At 67.6% G+C, this 18416-nt stretch carries 14 protein-coding genes; 7 read left to right on the top strand and 7 right to left on the bottom strand.

Going from position 1 to position 18416, the window contains the following annotated elements:
- The first annotated feature begins 144 nt into the window (after positions 1-144).
- On the top strand, positions 145-1386 hold the full coding sequence (gene serA / locus ACPEH8_RS03545) for a phosphoglycerate dehydrogenase (RefSeq protein ID WP_017355455.1): 1242 nt from the start codon (positions 145-147) through the stop codon (positions 1384-1386).
- Between the two features lie 279 nt (positions 1387-1665).
- Here the strand turns inward: serA and ACPEH8_RS03540 are convergent, their stop codons facing one another.
- Entirely contained in the window at positions 1666-2247 is a 582-nt protein-coding gene (locus ACPEH8_RS03540) for an NUDIX hydrolase (protein WP_153164210.1), read from the bottom strand.
- Positions 2248-2431: 184 nt separating this feature from the next.
- Between ACPEH8_RS03540 and ACPEH8_RS03535 the strand changes: the two genes are divergently transcribed.
- The 6 genes from ACPEH8_RS03535 (at position 2432) to ACPEH8_RS03510 (ending at position 8140) form a co-directional block, all read left to right on the top strand.
- Positions 2432-3910, top strand: a complete 1479-nt coding sequence (locus tag ACPEH8_RS03535; RefSeq protein ID WP_136003984.1) for an amino acid permease — start codon at positions 2432-2434, stop codon at positions 3908-3910.
- A gap of 85 nt (positions 3911-3995) precedes the next feature.
- On the top strand, positions 3996-5423 hold the full coding sequence (locus tag ACPEH8_RS03530; protein ID WP_136003982.1) for an amino acid permease: 1428 nt from the start codon (positions 3996-3998) through the stop codon (positions 5421-5423).
- Positions 5424-5772: 349 nt separating this feature from the next.
- Complete coding sequence (locus ACPEH8_RS03525) at positions 5773-6411, top strand: methylthioribulose 1-phosphate dehydratase (RefSeq protein ID WP_017355459.1); 639 nt, start codon at positions 5773-5775, stop codon at positions 6409-6411.
- A gap of 148 nt (positions 6412-6559) precedes the next feature.
- Positions 6560-7117 (top strand): 1,2-dihydroxy-3-keto-5-methylthiopentene dioxygenase, encoded by a 558-nt coding sequence (locus ACPEH8_RS03520; RefSeq protein ID WP_017355460.1) that lies wholly within the window; start codon positions 6560-6562, stop codon positions 7115-7117.
- Positions 7118-7120: 3 nt separating this feature from the next.
- Positions 7121-7819, top strand: coding sequence for an acireductone synthase (gene mtnC, locus ACPEH8_RS03515; RefSeq protein ID WP_423666051.1), 699 nt, complete (start codon positions 7121-7123; stop codon positions 7817-7819).
- 36 nt (positions 7820-7855) lie between these two features.
- Positions 7856-8140, top strand: coding sequence for a hypothetical protein (locus ACPEH8_RS03510; RefSeq protein ID WP_017355462.1), 285 nt, complete (start codon positions 7856-7858; stop codon positions 8138-8140).
- A gap of 18 nt (positions 8141-8158) precedes the next feature.
- Here the strand turns inward: ACPEH8_RS03510 and ACPEH8_RS03505 are convergent, their stop codons facing one another.
- Genes ACPEH8_RS03505 through ACPEH8_RS03480 form a run of 6 tightly spaced genes read right to left on the bottom strand, consistent with a single transcriptional unit; the run spans position 8159 to position 17908 of the window.
- Positions 8159-10810: a beta-mannosidase gene (locus ACPEH8_RS03505; protein WP_166473658.1), complete on the bottom strand. Its 2652-nt coding sequence runs from the start codon at positions 10808-10810 to the stop codon at positions 8159-8161.
- Between the two features lie 24 nt (positions 10811-10834).
- Positions 10835-12028: an AGE family epimerase/isomerase gene (locus tag ACPEH8_RS03500; protein ID WP_153164213.1), complete on the bottom strand. Its 1194-nt coding sequence runs from the start codon at positions 12026-12028 to the stop codon at positions 10835-10837.
- Positions 12025-13020: a carbohydrate kinase family protein gene (locus ACPEH8_RS03495; RefSeq protein WP_262071347.1), complete on the bottom strand. Its 996-nt coding sequence runs from the start codon at positions 13018-13020 to the stop codon at positions 12025-12027. Before ACPEH8_RS03495 ends, ACPEH8_RS03500 begins: the two co-directional genes overlap by 4 nt.
- Positions 13021-13027: 7 nt before the next feature.
- Positions 13028-14338 (bottom strand): L-fucose:H+ symporter permease, encoded by a 1311-nt coding sequence (gene fucP, locus ACPEH8_RS03490; protein ID WP_017356274.1) that lies wholly within the window; start codon positions 14336-14338, stop codon positions 13028-13030.
- A gap of 44 nt (positions 14339-14382) precedes the next feature.
- Positions 14383-15426, bottom strand: coding sequence for a LacI family DNA-binding transcriptional regulator (locus tag ACPEH8_RS03485; protein WP_026070801.1), 1044 nt, complete (start codon positions 15424-15426; stop codon positions 14383-14385).
- Positions 15427-15478: 52 nt separating this feature from the next.
- A complete protein-coding gene (locus ACPEH8_RS03480) occupies positions 15479-17908 on the bottom strand; it encodes a GH92 family glycosyl hydrolase (RefSeq protein WP_423666049.1) in 2430 nt (809 codons plus the stop codon).
- Between the last annotated feature and the right edge of the window lie 508 nt (positions 17909-18416).

Raw genomic sequence — 18416 nt, 5'->3', positions numbered from 1 at the left:
TAGCAGACCGCCCTGCGCCGGCTGCATTCCGGGCCACCCGATAGGTGCATCTGAAACCATCGTCGCGCCCTTTGGCGCACTGCACAATCGCGCCCGGCTTCTGGCATAGTTGGCGGCTCCCGTCCTACATGCTGCCGCTCGCCCATGTCGCCGAAGAAGACCTCGTTCCCGAAGCAGGATATCCGCGTGCTGTTGCTGGAGGGGGTGAGCCAGACCGCGATCGACGTGTTCACCGCCGCCGGGTATTCGCAGATCGAACAGCACACCAAGGCGCTGCCCGAGGACGAGCTGAAGGCCCGCATCGCCGAGGCCCATATCGTCGGCATCCGCTCGCGTACCCAGCTCAGCGCCGAGGTGCTGGCCCATGCCAAGCGCCTGATGGCCGTGGGCTGCTTCTGCATCGGCACCAACCAGGTGGACCTGGAGGCGGCCGAGCTGGCCGGCATCCCGGTGTTCAACGCCCCCTACTCCAACACCCGCAGCGTGGCCGAACTGGTGATCGCCGAGGCGATCATGCTGACCCGCGGCATTCCGCAGAAGAACGCCGAGTGCCACCGGGGCGGCTGGTCCAAGTCGGCCGCCGGCAGCCACGAAGTCCGCGGCAAGACGCTGGGCATCATCGGCTACGGCCACATCGGCACGCAGGTCGGTGTGATGGCCGAGGCGATGGGCATGCAGGTAATCTTCCATGACATCGAGACCAAGCTGTCGCTGGGCAATGCCCGCGCGGCGATCGACCTGGACGACCTGCTGGCGCGGGCCGACATCGTGACCGTGCACGTGCCGGAAACGCCGGCCACGCAATGGCTGATCGGCGCCGACCAGCTGGCGCGGATGCGCCCTGGCGCACACCTGATCAATGCCGCGCGCGGGACCGTGGTCGACATCGACGCACTGGACGCGGCGCTGCGCAGCGGCCACATCGGCGGCGCGGCGCTGGACGTCTTCCCGGTCGAGCCCAAGGGCAACGGCGATGCGTTCGTGTCGCCGCTGACCGCGCACGACAACGTGATCCTGACCCCGCACGTGGGTGGCAGCACGCTGGAGGCGCAGGACAACATCGGCGTGGAAGTGGCCGCCAAACTGGTGCGCTACAGCGACAACGGCAGCACCCTCTCGGCGGTCAACTTCCCCGAGGCCACCCTGCCCGAGCACGCCGACAGCCTGCGCCTGCTGCACATCCACCAGAACGTGCCGGGCGTACTGTCCAAGGTCAACGAGATCTTCTCGCGCCTCAACGTCAACATCGACGGCCAGTTCCTGCGCACCGATTCCAAGGTGGGTTACGTGGTGATCGACATCACCGCCAGCGAAGAACAGGCGGGCGCGGTGCGCGAAGAGCTCGCGGCCATTCCCGGCACCCTGCGCACCCGCGTGCTGTACTGACGCCGCACCGGATACCCGGGGACGCCGCCGCGTAGCGCCGGGTTCAGCCCGGCTGACGGCTGGCGGTGGTGCTTCCGTGTCCGGTCAACGGCAGCCGGGCAGAGCCCGGCTCTACGGAGTGGACCGCAATTCCAGACGCGCGCACGCGGGAGGTCGCCGGCAGTTCCAACCGAACGGCCGCGGTCCCAGCAATTCCAGACGCGCGGACGCGGGAGGTCGCCGGCAATTGCGGGCGGGGGCGCGAGGTGGCCGGCGAGTGCAGGCGTGCCGAGTCCGGCGCTACCGCGCCAACCAGCGCTTGGCCATGCGCGGCAGCGAGTCGTCGCCGTCCGGCGTCTCGATCATGGCGGCAGCCACGTCACGGATATCGCGCCAAGCCAACGCCAGCGACTCCTCGCTGACCGCGAACTGTTCGCTGCCCAGCGCCCGGACGACGTAGCGGGCGTCGTAGTGCCAGTGCCCCGGCACGTCCTTCCGTTCCGGAATCCAGTGCCTGTCAATGTCGAACAGGACGCCATCTTCCAGCACCAGCGCGCTCAGCCCGGACTCTTCCTCGGCCTCCTTCAGCGCCACCTGCGCCAGGTCGCGCTCGCCATCGGCATGCCCACCCAGCTGCAGCCAGCGGCCCAGCTTGCGGTGGTGGGTAAGCAGCACGCGCTCCCCGTCGGCGCTGACCAGCCACGCGCTGCCGGTGAAATGGCCGGACAGCCGCTCGCGCAGGAAGGGATTCTCCGGGTCATCCAGCACTGTGCCGAATTCGGCAGCCAATGCGGCGTGTTCCGGGTGCCGGCGCGCGTAATCAGCCAATTGGCGGCGCAGCGCGGCGTCAGCAACGACAACGGATTCAGGGTTCAGCGACATGGTGGGCCGGGGATGGGACGGAATCTGCCGATTATCTCGCGCCCATGCTGCATTTGAGCTTGTGCGCAGGCTTCAGCTTTGGCTAAGGTACAGCGGGCCCCGCATCGCAGGGGCGCCCAGTCGCCATCAGGGGGCGCGGCAATGTACCGCGCACCTCACCTTTGTTCACTTAGGGAAGCACTGCATGCTGAAGTCTCTGTTGAGGGTCAAACCGGTCGCACCGGCACCGCACGTCGATGCCGGCGAGCCCATCGAAGGCAGCCTGGACGGCGAGCCCACACTGAAACGGACCCTCACAGCCAAACATCTCATCATGCTCGGCATCGGCGCGGTGATCGGCGCCGGTATCTTCGTACTGACGGGCCAGGCCGCCGCCAACCATGCCGGCCCGGCCGTGATGCTGTCGTTCGTGTTCGCTGGCTTCGCCTGTGCCCTGGCCGGCCTGTGCTACGCCGAGTTCGCGGCGATGATGCCGGTGTCCGGCAGCGCGTACTCCTATTCCTACGCCACCCTCGGCGAAGGCATGGCCTGGTTCATCGGCTGGTGTCTGGTGCTCGAGTACCTGTTCGCATCGGCCTCGGTTGCGGTGGGCTGGTCGGCGTACCTGATCAGCTTCATCACCACCACGTTGAACATGCCGTTCCCCGACGCGCTCAGCGCAGCGCCCATCGCATGGACCGGGAATGAGTTCATCGCCTCGGGCAAGCTGTTCAACCTGCCTGCGGTGCTCATCGTGGCGGCCGTGACCGGCCTGCTGTATGTCGGCGTGACGCAGTCGGCTTTCGTCAACGCGATCATCGTTGCGATCAAAGTCACCGTGATCTGTCTGTTCATCGGCTTCGGCGCAGCGCACCTGGACCCGGCCAACTGGCAGCCGTTCATCCCGGAAAACACCGGCGTGTCCGGCGAGTTCGGCTGGAGTGGCGTGTTCCGCGCGGCGACGATCGTGTTCTTCGCCTACATCGGCTTCGATGCGGTCTCCACCGCTGCCGGCGAGACCAAAGACCCGCAGCGCAACATGCCGATCGGCCTGCTGGGTTCGCTGGCGGTGTGCACGATCGTGTACATCATTGTGTGTGCGGTGCTGACCGGCATGATGCCCTATCACCTGCTGGGTACCGACAAGCCGGTCGCGACCGCCCTCGAGCCCTATCCCACGCTGTCCTGGCTGAAGACCGCTGTCGAGATCGGCGCCATCGCCGGCCTGTCCTCGGTGGTGCTGGTGATGATGATGGGCCAGACCCGGATCGCCTACACCATTTCCCGCGACGGCCTGTTGCCGAAGATCTTCGGCAAGGTCCATACCCGCTTCCGTACGCCCTACTGGAGCACCGTGATCGTGGGTGTGATCGCGGCAGCGCTCGCCGGCATGGTGCCGCTGAACGTGCTCGGCGAGCTGGTGTCGATGGGCACGCTGCTGGCCTTTGCCACGGTCTGCATCGGCGTGCTGATCCTGCGCTATACCCGCCCGGAGCTGCCGCGTCCGTTCCGCGTGCCGCTGGTGTGGGTGATCTGCCCGTTGGGCGCGCTGGCCTGTCTGTTCCTGTTCTGGCAGGCGTTCGTGGTGCATTGGCACCTGTTTGTGGGCTGGACGCTGCTGGGCCTGTGCATCTACTTCGGCTACGGCATCCGCAACAGCAAGCTGAACAAGCCCTCCGCCTGATCGCTGCCGGGCCGGCCCAGTGCCGGCCCGGTCGTTTCTGCTCCATCGCGCGCGTTCTGCCGCGCCAACCAAGACACTCAACACCATGTTCAAGCAACTGTGGGCCACCAAGCATCCGCACGCCGCCCATGAAGACGCCAATGGCCTGAGCCTGCGCCGCACCCTCGGGCCGTGGGGCCTGACCGCGCTGGGCATCGGCGCGGTGATCGGCGGCGGCATCTTCGTGATCACCGGCCAGGCCGCCGCCAACCACGCCGGCCCGGCGATCATGCTGTCGTTCGTGCTGGCCGCGATCTGCTGCGCGTTCTGCGCAATGGCCTACGCCGAGTTCGCCGCGATGGTGCCGGTGTCCGGCAGCGCCTACACCTATACGTATGCCACCTTCGGCGAGCTGTCGGCCTGGTTCATCGGCTGGATGCTGGTGCTGGAGTACGGCGTTTCCGCCTCGGCAGTGGCGGTGAGCTGGACCGGCTACTTCCTGAGCCTGCTCAGTCATTTCGACATCCATCTGCCTGCGGCGCTGGTCAGCGCGCCACTGGACGCCCAGCTGCGGCCGACCGGGGCGATCGCCAACCTGCCGGCGGCGATCCTGGTGCTGCTGCTGACCTGGCTGTGCTACGTGGGCATCAGCAAGTCCTCGGCGATGAACATGGCGATGGTGGTGCTCAAGACCGGCCTGATCGTGCTGGTGATCATCGCCGGCTGGAAGTACGTGGACCCGGCCAATTGGACCCCGTTCATTCCCGACAACGAGGGCCCCGGCAAGTACGGCTTCGAAGGCGTCCTGCGCGGCGCGGCGATGGTGTTCTTCGCCTACATCGGCTTTGAGGCGGTGTCGGTGGCCGCGCAGGAATCGCACCGGCCGCAGCGCGACATGCCGATCGGCATGCTGCTTTCGCTGGTGATCTGCACGGTGCTGTATATCGCGATGGCCGCCGTCATGACCGGCCTGGTGCCCTATCCGTTGCTGGGCACCGACGAGCCGGTGGTGACCGCGGTGGCCGCGCATCCGCAACTGGGCTGGCTGCGCATCATCGTGGAGATCGGCGCACTGATCGGCCTGTCGTCGGTGGTGCTGGTGATGATCATCGGGCAACCGCGCATTTTCATGATCATGGGCCGCGACGGCCTGCTGCCGCCGGTGTTCACCAAGATCCACCCGACCTACCGCACCCCGCACATCAATACGGTGATCACCGGGATCGGCATCGCCCTGCTGGCGGCGCTGTTCCCGCTGGACATTCTGGGCGAGCTGACCTCGATGGGCACCCTCATCGCCTTCGCTGCGGTCTGCGCGGGCGTACTGATCCTTCGCCGCACCCAGCCGGACCTGCCGCGCCCGTTCCGCATGCCGATGGCCTGGCTGATCTGCAGCCTGGGCGTGCTGAGCTGCATCGCCCTGCTGACCGCCATGACCGCGCACAACTGGATGCTGATGGGCGTCTGGACCGCGCTCGGCTTCGCCATCTACTTCTTCTACGGCTTCCGCCACAGCCGCCTGCGCGGGAAGTAAGGGGAAGAGGGACTGCCGGGCCTGCGGCCCGGGCCCCGCTGTTTTGGCAACAGCCAGAACCGGAGCCGGAGCATTGGCTCGACCGTTGGGGTCGGTTTGGCGGGGCGGTATGGAGTCGCGGGGGACGCCGTGAATACGTCCATAGCAACGGCTACGGCAGCAGGTTTGAGATCTGCTGGAGAGCGCTGGATGTCTGCTGGAACGCTGGATATCCGGTGTGTGGCGACCGTTGGTCGCCACGCCGTGGAGCCGGCTGGCCGCCGGCTCTGCCCTTCCCCCGATCCCCCCAATGCCGGCACTCGCCTCAGGACGCCCTGCTTTTAGCGCCTCATCTAGCTAAAATGCCGGCATGAACAACACCCCCTACGACACCGCGCGCCTGGGCGAGCTGGCCCAGCTGTTGATCGACAACGTCCGCGAGCTGGCGCAGGCCGGCTGGACCCCGGCCACCAGCAGCAATTTCTCCCACCGCCTGGATGACCGCCACGCCGCGATCACCGTGTCCGGCAAGGACAAGGGGCGGCTGGTAAAGGACGACATCATGGTGGTGGACTTCGACGGCAAGGCCGTCGGCCGCCCGCTGCGGCCCTCGGCCGAGACCCTGCTGCACACCCAGCTGTACCGCCGTTTCCCGGAGATCGGCTGCGTGCTGCATACCCATTCGCCGGTGCAGACCGTCGCCTCGCGCCTGTATGCCCCGCAGGGCCACATCCGCCTGGAAGGCTACGAACTGCTCAAGGCCTTCCACGGCAACAGCACCCACGACATGGCCATCGACGTCCCGGTGTTCGCCAACACCCAGGACATGGACGTGCTGTCCGCCCAGGTCGAGGACCTGCTGGACCGGCAGTGCCTGTGGGGCTATCTGATCGACGGCCACGGCCTGTACGCGTGGGGCCGCGACATGCCCGAGGCGCGCCGGCACCTGGAAGCGTTCGAGTTTCTGCTGCATTGCGAACTGGAGCTGCGCAAGCTGCGCGGGCCCTGATCGACACCGCGTCGCCCGGGACGCGCCAGGGCCGGCCGGCGCTACCGGTGCGGCGGCCGGGATGCTGAATTCCAGGACAGGCTGTCGGGTTGCCGGGCAGAGCCCGGCACTACACACTGTTGCCCCCCTCGCCGTTCAAGCTGCCGCCATGAGCCGACTGCGCATTTACGACCACGATGTTCCCGACGCCCCGCTGCTGGACACCCAGGACGGCGAGCGGATTGCCGATGCGCTGCAGAAGATCGGCGTGACCTTCGAACGCTGGCAGGCCGCCCATGAGGTCGCCCCCGGTGCCAGCCAGGACGAGGTCTTTGCCGCCTATCGCAGCGACATCGACCGCCTGGTGGCCCAGCACGGCTTCAAGAGCGTGGACGTGGCCTCGATCGCCCCGGACAACCCCAACCGCGCCGAGCTGCGCAGGAAGTTTCTGGACGAGCATTTCCACAAGGAAGATGAAGTCCGTTTCTTCGTCGCCGGCTCCGGCCTGTTCACCCTGCACGTGGACGACAGGGTCTACGAGATCGAGTGCGTCAAGAACGACCTGATCGCCGTGCCGGACGGCACCCCCCATTGGTTCGACATGGGCGATGAGCCCAGCTTCGTCGCGATCCGCTTCTTCACCGAGCCGGACGGCTGGGTCGGCCACTTCACCGGCACCGACATCGCGCAGAAGTTCCCCCGTTACATTCCGACCAAGGCGTCCTGATCCATGCCCCACCCCACCGTCATCCTCACCGACATCGAAGGCACCACCAGCAGCATCTCGTTCGTCAAGAACGTGCTGTTCCCGTATGCGCGCAAGGCACTGCCGGCGTTCGTCGCCGCGCATGGCCAGCAGCCGGAGGTGCGTCGCTGGCTGGATGCGGTGGCGGCGGAGATCGGCGGTGCCTGCCAGGACAGCCTGATCGTGGAAACCCTGCAGGGCTGGATCGACCAGGATCGCAAGCACACCGCGCTGAAGGCGCTGCAGGGCATGATCTGGGAGAGCGGCTACCGCAACGGCGACTACAAGGCCCACTTCTACCCCGACGTGGCCGCCGTCCTGAAGGGCTGGCACGCCGAAGGCAAGCCGCTGCACGTGTACTCGTCCGGGTCGGTGCCGGCGCAGAAGCAGTTCTTCGGCTTCAGCGAGGCCGGCGACCTGACCGGCCTGGTGTCGGGCTGGTTCGATACCGAAGTGGGCGGCAAGCGTGAGGCCGACAGCTACCGCACCATCGTCAAGGCCATCGGCGTGCCCGCCGCCCAGATCGTGTTCCTGTCCGACGTGGTCGAGGAACTGGACGCGGCGCGCGAGGCCGGGCTGCAGACCCGTCTGCTCGACCGGCTGGACGACTACCCGATGCCGCGCAGCGGCGAGGCCACCCACGGCCACGAACGCGTCGAGAATTTCCAGCAGATCGCGCTCTGAGCCGATCTGCCAGCGACTACACGGAGCACAACAGAGATGGATATTGATTTCATGGTCGGGACCACGCCGGTCAAGCTCACCCGCGACTGGTTCTGGGGCGGGATGAAGCTGGTCAGCGCCGATGAGACCGTGTGGGTCCAGCACCCGGCACACCCGGGCACGCATTTTTCCTTTACCACCACCCAGTCCTGGCTGCGGCGCATCGCCGGCCAGGAGGTGATCGTGGAAAAAACCCGCTCGATCCTGTTCGCGGCCTTCCGAGAACAGCGTTTCCGCGTGCTGGTCAACGGTATCGAAGTGGTCAACCGCAGCGGCATGTAGGCCGCTGCGGCGGCGCGATCAACGCGCGGCGCTGGCATCCGCCGGCGGTACCAGCGCATCGGCCAGCGACTGCACCCGCAACGCGCGGCGCAGCGTGGCCAGGTCGGCGTCTGCAGTGAGGTTCACCTGCACGGTTTCGCCGGGCAGCAGCGTCAACGCATTGTCCTGCAGCACCGCGTCCAGTCCGTCGAACCCGATCCACACCGCACGGGCCAGCCGGTCGCTGCGCAGGCGCAGGCGGTAACCATCGCCTGCGCGCTGCAGGTCGGTGTGGATCTGCGGCCGGGACAGCGCCAGCGCCTTGGCCACGTCGAAGTACACCACGCCCTGCGACACCGGCTTGCCGCCGCCATCCAGCAGTTCGACCACGGCCACGGTGCGGTGGCGATCGGCCTGGCCAAGCAGCGCCGCATCGTCCAGCCGCGCCACCTCCAGCGCCGCGCCCGGCGGCACCGTCACGGCGTGCTGCTGGCGTGTGTGGACGCGACCGTCGAGGTCCATCACCCGCAGCCGCCACTGCCCCACCAGCGCGTCGCGGCGGTCGTTGAGCAGGCTGATCCGGGTGATGCCGTCGTCATCACGCAGCGCGGCCACCGCCTGGTCGGCGAAGAAGCGGCGCGCCTGGAAATGCAATGCCTTCCAGCGGCCGGCGTAATCGATGCTGGACCACGACGCGCCCGGCCACACATCGTTGAACTGCCAGTACAGCGAACCCATCGTGTACGGCCGCGACGCGCGGTGGTGCAGTGCGGCCAGCGCGATGCCCTCGGCCTGCATGACCTGGCTGAGGTACACGAACGTGGGGAAGTCGCGCGGCGTGCCGTAGCCTTCCTCGATGTACTTGAGCAGGCGCTGGTTGCCCTCCCCGGCCATGAACTTCTGGTGCGCGCGCACGGTCGGGCTGTCCACGCGTTGCTCGGCGGCCGGGATGATGCCGTCCAGCGTGCGCAGCACCGGCCACGCCTGCAGGCCGTACTCGGACATGAAGCGCGGCGTCTCGCGCAGGTAAGCCGTCACCGGCAGCGCCGGGTTGCCCCAGACCTGCCAGTAATGCTTGTCGCCACGGGTGGAATCGTTGGCCTTCTCGTCCAGGTCATTGCCGGGCGAACTGGACCAGTACGGCACACCGAGCCCCTCCTCGGCCACCACCTGGCGCAGGTCCAGCCCGAACAGGTCGACATAGCCCTGCCAGACCTTCGCCGCAAAGACCGGATCGGCGGCGGTGAGGTCACGCCCGTGGCCCCAGTCCTTCCAGGCGGTCTCTTCCTCGTTGTTGCCACACCAGAGCACCACGCTGGGATGGTGACGCAGGCGGCGCACAGTGTCGCGTGCCTCGGCCACCACGTTGGCGCGGAACGCCGGATCGTAACCAGGCTGCATGCCGCCCCCGAACATGAAGTCCTGCCAGATCAGCAGGCCCAGCTCATCGGCGATATCGAAGAACGCGTCGTCTTCGTAATAGCCGCCGCCCCAATTGCGCAGCATGTTCATGTTGGCATCGCGCGCGGCGGTCAGCTCGCGGCGGATGCGCGCAGGGTCCACCCGCGCCGGGAACATGTCAAAGGGAATCACATTGGCGCCCTTGGCGAAGATCGGCACGCCGTTGATCACGAATGCGAAGCCCTGGCCGCCGCTGCGATCGACCTCGCGCCGCAGCTCCACCGTGCGCAGCCCGATGCGGCGCTCCATCCGCAGGGCGCCCGCCGTACCTGCGGCAAGGGTGGCACGCGCGGTGTAGCGCGCCTGCTCGCCCTGCCCCACCGGCCACCAGCGACGTGGCGCGGGCAGCACCACCGGCACGGCCACGCGGTTGTCGCCCGCGCGCAGGGCCACACGAGGGTCGAACCGGCGCACCACCCGCCCGTCCGGATCGATCAGTTCAATACGCAGCGGCGCCGTCCCGGCGGTGGCGCTCTCCACCTGCACCGCGATGTCCAGCTCGGCTTTGTCCGCATCCAGGCTGCGCGTATGCACAGCCAGATCGGTCAGGCGCTGCGCATCCCAGCTCTCCATCCGCACCGGGCGCCAGATGCCTGCCGTGACATACCGCGGGCCCCAATCCCAGCCGAAGTGGTATCCGGGCTTGCGCACGAAGTTGCCGACCATCGCATCCTTGGGTTCGTCCCCGTACGGCGATGGGTAGTTGCCGGCGATTTTGTGGGGCATTGCCTGCACGCCTGGCAGCAGCGTGGTGATCGGCGAGCGCAGCACCACGCGCAGTTCATTGCCGGTGGGGCGCAACCGCCCGTCCACCCGCGCCCGCCAGGTGCGGTGGCTGTTGTCGGCCCGCAGCAGCGGCGCGCCGTTGAGCTCGACGGTGGCGAACGTGTCCAGACCATCGAAGGCAAGTTCGGCATGCGCCCTGGCCAGCGTGGCCGCATCCACGTCGAAGCGGCCCCGGTACTCCCAGTCGGCCAGGCCGATCCATTGCAGGCCCGCCTCCGGCGCTCCCACGTAGGGGTCCGGGATCAGCCCCTGGGCCAGCAGGTCGGTGTGCACGGCGCCGGGCACCTGCGCACTGTGCCAGTCGGCCAGCTGCGGATGCGCGGCCAGCCGGGCATCGCCGGGCAGCAGGCGGAAGGTCCACTGCGCCTGCAACGGCGCCGCCGACAGCGGCAGCGCCCCCAGCAGCAGCAACAGCGACCCGACGATCAGACCGAAACGACGCATCCGCATGTGCTGCTCCCCGTTCTGTCAACGCACCACGTTGAGCACTTCGTAGCAGGCGCCCATCGTGTGGTAGTCGGTCTTGCCGGCCGGGCTCTTCTCGTCGCTGTACTTGCGGTTGTCCGCATCCAGAATGCGGTACCAGGCGCCGTAGCGATGGTCGATCATATGTGACCATGCATAGGCCCACAGCCGGTCGTACCACGCCCAGTAGGCGTCATCGCCGGTACGCGCGGCCAGCAGGGCGGCGGTGGCCAGCGACTCGGCCTGCACCCAGAAATACTTGTCGTCGTCGCAGACGCTGCCATCCGGTGCGAAACCGTAGTACAGGCCACCGCGCTCGTCGTCCCAGGAACGGGCCACGGCGGTGTCGAACAGGTGGCGCGCGGTCGGCACCAGCCAATCGGCCTGCACGTGCCGATCCAGAATCAGCAGCAGTTTGGCCCATTCGGTCTGGTGGCCGGGCTGGAAGCCCCACGGGCGGAACAGGTGCCTGGGATTGTCTCGGTTGTAGTCCCAGTCGATCCGCCACTGCCGGTCGTAGTGTTCCCAGACCAGGCCGTCGGCCTGCGCGGCCTGGCGGCGCGTCATGTGGTCGGCCAGCAGCAGCGCGCGGCCGAGATAGCGCTGCTCGCCGCTCGCCTCGAACGCGGCCAGCATCGCCTCGCACATGTGCATGTTGGCGTTCTGGCCACGGTAGTCGCTGAAGGTCCAGTCCGCATCGGCCTCGTCCTTGTACAGACCGAACCCAGGCTCCCAGAAGCGGCTTTCGAGCAGCGTCCAGGTTTCGTCCATCCAGGCGCGCGCCTCGCCGATGCCCGCCTTCAGCGCGCAGCTGTAGGCCAGCAGCACGAAGGCCACGCCGTAGCAGTGGTTGGTGGCATCCTCGACGACACCATCGCGCAGGGTCCAGGCATAGCCGCCCGTGACGGGGTTGCGATGCACCTCGCGCAGGAAGCGGATGCCATGCTCGACCGCCTTGAGGTCGTCGGGGTTGCCGAACTCGCGGTACGCCATCGCATGGTTGAACACGAAGCGCGTGCTGCTGACCAGGTGACGGTGGCTGGCGTCGTACACGCTGCCGTCGTCACGGAAGTAGTGGAAGAACCCGCCCGTCGGGTCGATCTCGTTGGGCCGGTAGAACGCCATGCTCTGCGCGATGTGGGCACGCAGGAAGTCAGGCGAGCGGAAATCGGGTTGCGGCGGAACCGGCGTGGTCATGCGGCGTCATCCTGTTGTTGCTGCAGCAGTTGCTGGACTTCATCTAGAGTGGGCATGGCCGCGAACGCGCCCTTGCGGGTCACCGCGAGCGCGCCCACGGCGGCGGCGAAGCGGATCGCATCCACGAGCGCGGCCGGGTCCTGGCAGAACGCGGCGAATGCGCTGCCATCCCCCCCGCGCTCACCGATGCCAAACAGCAGCCCGCCGACGAACGCGTCGCCGGCGGCCGTGGAATCGACCGTCTGCACGCGGAAGCCGGTGAGTACACCCTGCGTACGGCGGGTGAACCAGCGGATCGGGGCGGCACCGTCGGTGATCACCACGGCCTGCGCCTGTGCGGCCAGCAGGCGCTGTACCACCGCCTCGCCGTCGCCGGCCTGCGCTGCGGCCAGATAATCCAGTTCCTCGCGCGAGAGCTTGACCAGGTCGGCCAGCAGCAGGGCTTCCCACAGGCGCGGCAGCGGATCCACGCCGGCCGGCCACAGGGCCGGGCGCAGGTTCAGGTCGACGCTGACCATCGCCCCGGCTGTGCGCGCACGGCGCATGCCCTCCAGCGTGGTCTCGGCGATGTCGGCTTCGGTCAGGCTGTTGGAACACACGTGGAAGCTGCGCGTGCCGTCAAAGCAGTTGGGATGGAAGTGCGCACTGCGGAACAGCAGATCCGCCGCAGGCGGGCGGTAGAAGCTGAAGCTCCGCTCGCCACTGGCATCCAACGCCACGAACGCCAGCGCGGTCTTCGCCGCGTCGGTGCGCACGATGCAGTCGGTGGCCACACCGGCATCGGCCAGGCTCTCGGCGAGGAAGTCGCCGAACATGTCCTGCCCCAGCATGCCGGCGAAGTGCGTGTCGGCTCCCAGCCGCGCGGCAGCCACAGCGACGTTGGCCGGAGCGCCGCCGGCGTACTGCAGGAAGGCGCGCGGGGTATCCGGCGAGGCCGGTGGCTGGGCGAGTAGATCGATCAAAATCTCGCCGAAACAAACAATCTTGGACATCGTGCCCTCACGCTCCCTGGCGGAATCCGACCGCCGGGCGCGAGCCCGACAGACCGTAGAAAATGATGTAGCCGTAGCACAGCAGCGGCAGGATGAACGACTCATGCAGGCCGATCTGGTCGGCCAGCAGGCCCTGCAGGTACGGCACCACTGCGCCGCCGACGATGGCCATGATCAACAGGCTGGAGGCCTTGTTGGTCAGGGTGCCCAGGCGTTCGATGCTCAGCGCGAAGATGGTCGGGAACATGATCGAGTTGAACAGGCCCACCGCCACGATCGAGTACAGCGCGACCTGTCCCTGGCTCAGCAGGGTCGCCGCCAGCAGCGCCACGTTGATCCCTGCAAACAGGGTCAACAGCACGCGCGGCGAGAACCGGGTCATGATCGCCGAGCCGGCGAAACGACCGATCATTGCCAGCGTCCAGTACGCCGACACATAGTGGGTGGCTTCCTTCTCGGTGAAGCCACCGATGTTGGGCAGCGACAGGTAGTTGACCAGGAAGCTGCCGATCGACACTTCCGCGCCCACGTAAAAGAAGATGGCCAGCACGCCGAACAGCACATGGCGATGGCGCAGCGCGTCCAGCAGGGTGTGCTTGCCGGTATCGGCCTGCTCGGTGGTTTCGGTCAGCGCCGGCAGGCGGAACAGATAGACGAATACCGCCAGCAGGAACAGCGCCACGGCCAGGCCGACGTACGGGCCCTGCACGGACTGCGCTTCCTGCACCCGGTAGGCGATCTGCTCGGCACCCGGCAGCGCCTTGATCTCCTCGGCACTCTTGACCGTGTTGCCCAGGATCAGCAGGCCGCCGAAGATCGGCGCGATCGCCGTGCCCAACGAGTTCAGCGCCTGGGCCAGGGTCAGCCGGCTCGACGCGGTCTGTTCCGGCCCCAGCAGCGCGACGTACGGGTTGGCCGCCACCTGCAGCACAGTGATGCCGGTGGCGAGCACGAACAGCGCGCCGAGGAAGGCCTCATACACGCGCAGTTCGGCCGCTGGCCAGAAGCCGAGCGCGCCGACCCCGGCGATCGCCAGGCCGGCCACGATGCCCTTTTTGTAACCCAGGTGCGCCACCAGCCGGCCGGCCGGCAGCGACATCAGGAAGTACGCACCGAAGAAGGTGAACTGCACCAGCATCGCGCGGGCGTAGTTCAGTTCGAACACCGCCTTCAGATGCGGGATCAGGATGTCGTTGAGGCAGGTCAGGAAGCCCCACATGAAGAAGATCGTGGTCGCCACCGCAAGCGCGACGCGCGTGTTGACCACGGGTGCGGCGGCGGATGAGGCAGGCAGTCGGGGCGTTGGCGAAATGGGCATTCAGGTACGCGCCTCAGTGCGCGGGCAGGTGACAAGGGAGGTCATCAGGCAAAGGAAGGGCCGCTGCTGTCGCGGACGCGCAGCTGGACGGGTGCAACGGTGCGCTGGGGTGCGGCGTCGGGGTTGTCCAGACGCTGCAGCAGCAGTTCCGCCGCCTGACGCCCGCGCGCGCGCGGATCGACGGTCAGCGTGGTGAGCGGCGGCATGGCCACCGCTGCTTCGGAAATATCGTCGAAACCGGTGACCGCAAAATCGCGACCCGGGTGCACGCCACGCGACGCCAGGCCCAGCATCAGTCCCAGCGCGACGCTGTCGTTGTAGCAGACCGCCGCGGTGGGCACCGTCGCAGCGGCAAACAGCTCGCCGCTACGGGCCGCCGCGTCCAGGCGGCTCGGGGAGGTTTCAATCAACCAGTCCGGCTGCGTCTCCAGTCCGGCCTCGTGCATTGCCTGGGCATAACCGGTGCGGCGCTGGTGGCACGAACTGGACACCGCGTGACCGCCAAAGAACGCGATGCGGCGGTGGCCGCGCTCGATCAGATGGCGCGTGGCCAGGTACGCACCCTGCTGGTTGTCCAGGGTCAGGAAGTCCCAGGTCGCCCCGGGCAGCTCGCGATTGAACAGCAGCACGTTGGCATGTCCGAGCACCTGGCGCAGCTGGGCGGCATCGCTGCCTTCGGCCGGCGACAGGATCAGTCCGGCCGGCATGTGTTCCATCAGCGTGGTCAGCACCGCCTGCTGACGCTCCGGGGACTCGCCGGTGCTGCCCAGCAACGTCACGAAACCCTTGCCGCCGAGCGCTTCGTCGACGCCGGAGGCGAACTCGGCGAAGAACGGGTTGGACAGGTCGTTGATCACCAGTGCGATGCTGGACGAGGTGCGCCGGCGCAGGTTGGCCGCCCCCCGGTTGTAGACATAGCGCTGCCGGCGCAGTTCGGCCTCGACCCGCGCTCGCGTATCCACGTTCACCAGCGGGCTGCCGCGCAGCACCAGCGAGACGGTGGCGCGCGACACGCCGATCGCCTCGGCGATGTCGGTCACCGTCACCGCGCGCGTGCCCTTGCCGGCAGGGGAAGCTTTGTCATTCATCGTGTGCTGGGGTTCCTTGGCATCGTGCAAGCCTAAACGATTGCAGCAGCCCTCATTCGAGCGCCGCACCCGGGGTGGCGCAGTACGACACCGGCAGGTCGGCCACCTGCGTGCCCCACCCGCTTTCCGGCGCCTGCGTTGCCAGCGCCACATCGATGCGCCCCCCCTGCTGCAGGCGCGCCCAGTCCAGCCACACCGGCGCATGCGCGCGACCATCCACCTGCACGCCCTGCACGTACTGGAGCGTGCGGCCATCGGCACCCGGCGCCTTCACGGTCAGGGTGCGGCCCTGACCGAGATCGACATCGACCTGGGCAAAGCGCGGGGTGTGCAGCAGGAACTGACCGCTGCCCGGCACCGCCGGGTACAGCCCCAAGGCGCTGAACAGGTACCACGCCGACATCGTGCCAAGGTCATCGTTGCCGGTGACGCCATTGGGCGCGTTGGTGAACAGCTGCTGCGCGGCGCGCACCACCGTGGCGGTTTTCCACGGCTGACCGATCAGCGTGTACATCCACGGCGCATGCAGGTCCGGCTCGTTGTTGGGGTTGTAGCGGAACTGGTTGTAGTAGCTGTACGGCCCCACCACCCATTCTTTGCGCGCGGCCGTCAACGGGGCCTGGCGCAGTGCGTCGTAGGCGAAGAAGGCATCCAGCCGGCGTGCGGCCTCGGCGCGACCGTCCATCGCCTGCACCAGGCCCGGGATGTCCTGCTGCGCCAGCCACTGGTACTGCCACGCCGTGCCTTCATGGAACCCGTGGTGCGAACGCGGGCTGTAGCGGCCATCGGCCGGCACGTACCACTTGCCGTCCTCCATGCGCGGCCGCGGGAAGCCGCTGAAGCCGCCTTCGTCGCGCACGTCCGGGTCCCATACCTTGTTCCAGTTGCGGCCACGCGTGCGCAGCACACCGGCGTCGTCGGCGTGGCCGAGGCCGTCGGCCATCTGTGCCAGCGCGCAGTCGGCCAGTGCGTACTCCAGTGTGGCCGAGCCGCCATGATGCGGATCCACATCCATGCCCTTGGAGGGGAACGCACGGTCGTACTGCACGAAGCCATTGGCAAGATAACTGGGATTGCCGGACCGGCCGGCGTGACGCGAGTTGATCGGCGGCGTGCTGAACGCATTCTTCCGCAACGCCGTGTACGCCTCGGCCTCACGCCCGTCGAGCGCGCCGAAGCGCCACAGATCCACCATGAAAGGCGTCACCGGATCGCCGGTCATGATGTTGGTTTCGAAGTTGGCGTAGCCCCAGCGCGGCAGCCAGCCGCCCTGCGCATCGATGGCCAGCAGGCTGCGGCCGATGTCGCGGGCGACCTGCGGACGGGTCAGTGCCAGCCACTGGTTCTGCGCACGATAGGTATCCCACAGCGAGAAGTACTCGTAGTAGGTCCAGCCGTCGGCGCGGTGGATGGCATCGTCGTAACCACGGTAGCGGCCGTCGGCATCGCTGCCGGTCAGCGGCTGCAGCAGGGCGTGGTAAAGCGCGGTGTAGAACACGGTGCGGTCGTCACCGTTCCCGCCCTGCACGCGCACGCTGCGCAGTTCGTCGCGCCAACGCGTCTGCGCCAGCTCGCGCATCCGGTCGAAGCCCAGCAGGCGGCCCTTTTCCATGCCGTCGCTGCGCAGGTTGGCGCGCGCACCCTCGGCATCCACGTGCGAGATCGCGCTGACCGCCGTGACCGCTCGTCCCTGCGACAGGTCGAAGCTCAGCCAGGCGCCGCTGGGCTTGAGTTCGCCTTCCATGCCGTGGCGCGCACCGGGCAGCCCGCCGCCCTCGCCCCAGGTGCCGAAGGCCTTGAACGGGCGGTCGAACTCGATGCGGAACCAGGTGGTGTACTGATGGCCGCCGCAGAAGCTGCGGGTGACCAGCTTGCCTTCCACCGCACGGTCGCCCACTACATCGATGACGCTGCCGATCACCGAATGGCGTTCGTTGGCTTGGCCGACGTTGACCAGCACGTGGCCGTTTTCCGCACCGGCGGCGAACGTGTAGCGTTCGGCTGCGGCCCGGGTGCGCGCGGTGGCCTCGGCATCGATGCCGCCGTAGCTGGTCAGGCGCACCTTGTAGTAGCCGGCCTGGCCGACCTCGCCCGCATGGGTGTAGGAGGCTGCGTAGGCTTTGTGATCGAAGCTCTTGGCGGTGGCGGTGTCGAAATCGCCGCCAGGACCGATGCTGCCGGTGACCGGCAGGACGGACACCTGGCCCCCCTGCTCCCAGCAGCCGGCACCGGACAGGAAGGAATGCCCGAACCCGCGGATCTTCGGGTCGTCGTAACGCCAGCCGGCGTAGTGCTCCCCGATCGGGCTGACCTGGATCAGGCCGAACGGCGCCGAGGCCCCCGGGAACGTATTGCCGTCATCCTTGCTGCCGATGAAGGTGTTGACCTCGCGCTCCAGCGCGGCCGGCGCGGCCGCCTGCAGCAGGGGCGCACAGGCCAGGGCAAGCAGAGAGGTGACGGCGAGGACAGACGTTCGGCGCATGCGGGGTTCCTGTGGGTCGATGTCGGTGCGGGCGACCGGTGGCCCGGCCGATGCCGGGAACCAGGCGACTGGACGGGTGAAAGCCCCGCCATTGCTGGCCGGCCATCCCCCTGTTGGCGCGCGTCCAAATCCACGCAGCAGTGAATTTAGATCGATTCAAGTAAAGCACGGGGATTTCGACGGATGCATTCTGCGGCGCAACATGGATGTCGTCTGTGGCGGCGGCCTAGCTGCCGGCTGCGCCTGGAACGACCGCCTGGCATGGCGCCTGCGCAAGAAAACGTTTTCACCTCCACAGCGAAAACCGGCCGTTGCCGACATACCGCGGTCATATTGCGCAGCAGCATGCTTCGCCTCCCGGGCCGTGCTAAAAATCCCCCGCCAATCGTTTAGATCGATCCAACTCTGAACGGTCACGATTGACGGACAGGTAGGTGGGGGGGACCTGCCTCACGTTGCATGCGGGACGCACCGTCGTTCGTTGCTGGCAACAGCGACCTCCAGAATT

The organism is Stenotrophomonas sp. NPDC077461 (assembly GCF_049545475.1).
In the GTDB taxonomy this organism is placed as follows: domain Bacteria; phylum Pseudomonadota; class Gammaproteobacteria; order Xanthomonadales; family Xanthomonadaceae; genus Stenotrophomonas; species Stenotrophomonas nematodicola.
Note: the sequence above shows the minus strand (reverse complement) of the source record. Positions and strands in the feature narration are given on the sequence as shown.

Bases quoted from the DNA above. Each gene is read 5' to 3' on its own strand.
- ACPEH8_RS03520 (WP_017355460.1), top strand. From the start codon at position 6,560: ATGAGCCGACTGCGCATTTACGACCACGATGTTCCCGACGCCCCGCTG.
- ACPEH8_RS03500 (WP_153164213.1), bottom strand. From the start codon at position 12,028: ATGACCACGCCGGTTCCGCCGCAACCCGATTTCCGCTCGCCTGACTTC.
- ACPEH8_RS03485 (WP_026070801.1), bottom strand. From the start codon at position 15,426: ATGAATGACAAAGCTTCCCCTGCCGGCAAGGGCACGCGCGCGGTGACG.
- serA (WP_017355455.1), top strand. From the start codon at position 145: ATGTCGCCGAAGAAGACCTCGTTCCCGAAGCAGGATATCCGCGTGCTG.
- ACPEH8_RS03505 (WP_166473658.1), bottom strand. From the start codon at position 10,810: ATGCGTCGTTTCGGTCTGATCGTCGGGTCGCTGTTGCTGCTGCTGGGG.
- ACPEH8_RS03495 (WP_262071347.1), bottom strand. From the start codon at position 13,020: ATGTCCAAGATTGTTTGTTTCGGCGAGATTTTGATCGATCTACTCGCC.
- ACPEH8_RS03510 (WP_017355462.1), top strand. From the start codon at position 7,856: ATGGATATTGATTTCATGGTCGGGACCACGCCGGTCAAGCTCACCCGC.
- ACPEH8_RS03530 (WP_136003982.1), top strand. From the start codon at position 3,996: ATGTTCAAGCAACTGTGGGCCACCAAGCATCCGCACGCCGCCCATGAA.
- ACPEH8_RS03535 (WP_136003984.1), top strand. From the start codon at position 2,432: ATGCTGAAGTCTCTGTTGAGGGTCAAACCGGTCGCACCGGCACCGCAC.
- ACPEH8_RS03525 (WP_017355459.1), top strand. From the start codon at position 5,773: ATGAACAACACCCCCTACGACACCGCGCGCCTGGGCGAGCTGGCCCAG.
- mtnC (WP_423666051.1), top strand. From the start codon at position 7,121: ATGCCCCACCCCACCGTCATCCTCACCGACATCGAAGGCACCACCAGC.
- ACPEH8_RS03480 (WP_423666049.1), bottom strand. From the start codon at position 17,908: ATGCGCCGAACGTCTGTCCTCGCCGTCACCTCTCTGCTTGCCCTGGCC.
- fucP (WP_017356274.1), bottom strand. From the start codon at position 14,338: ATGCCCATTTCGCCAACGCCCCGACTGCCTGCCTCATCCGCCGCCGCA.
- ACPEH8_RS03540 (WP_153164210.1), bottom strand. From the start codon at position 2,247: ATGTCGCTGAACCCTGAATCCGTTGTCGTTGCTGACGCCGCGCTGCGC.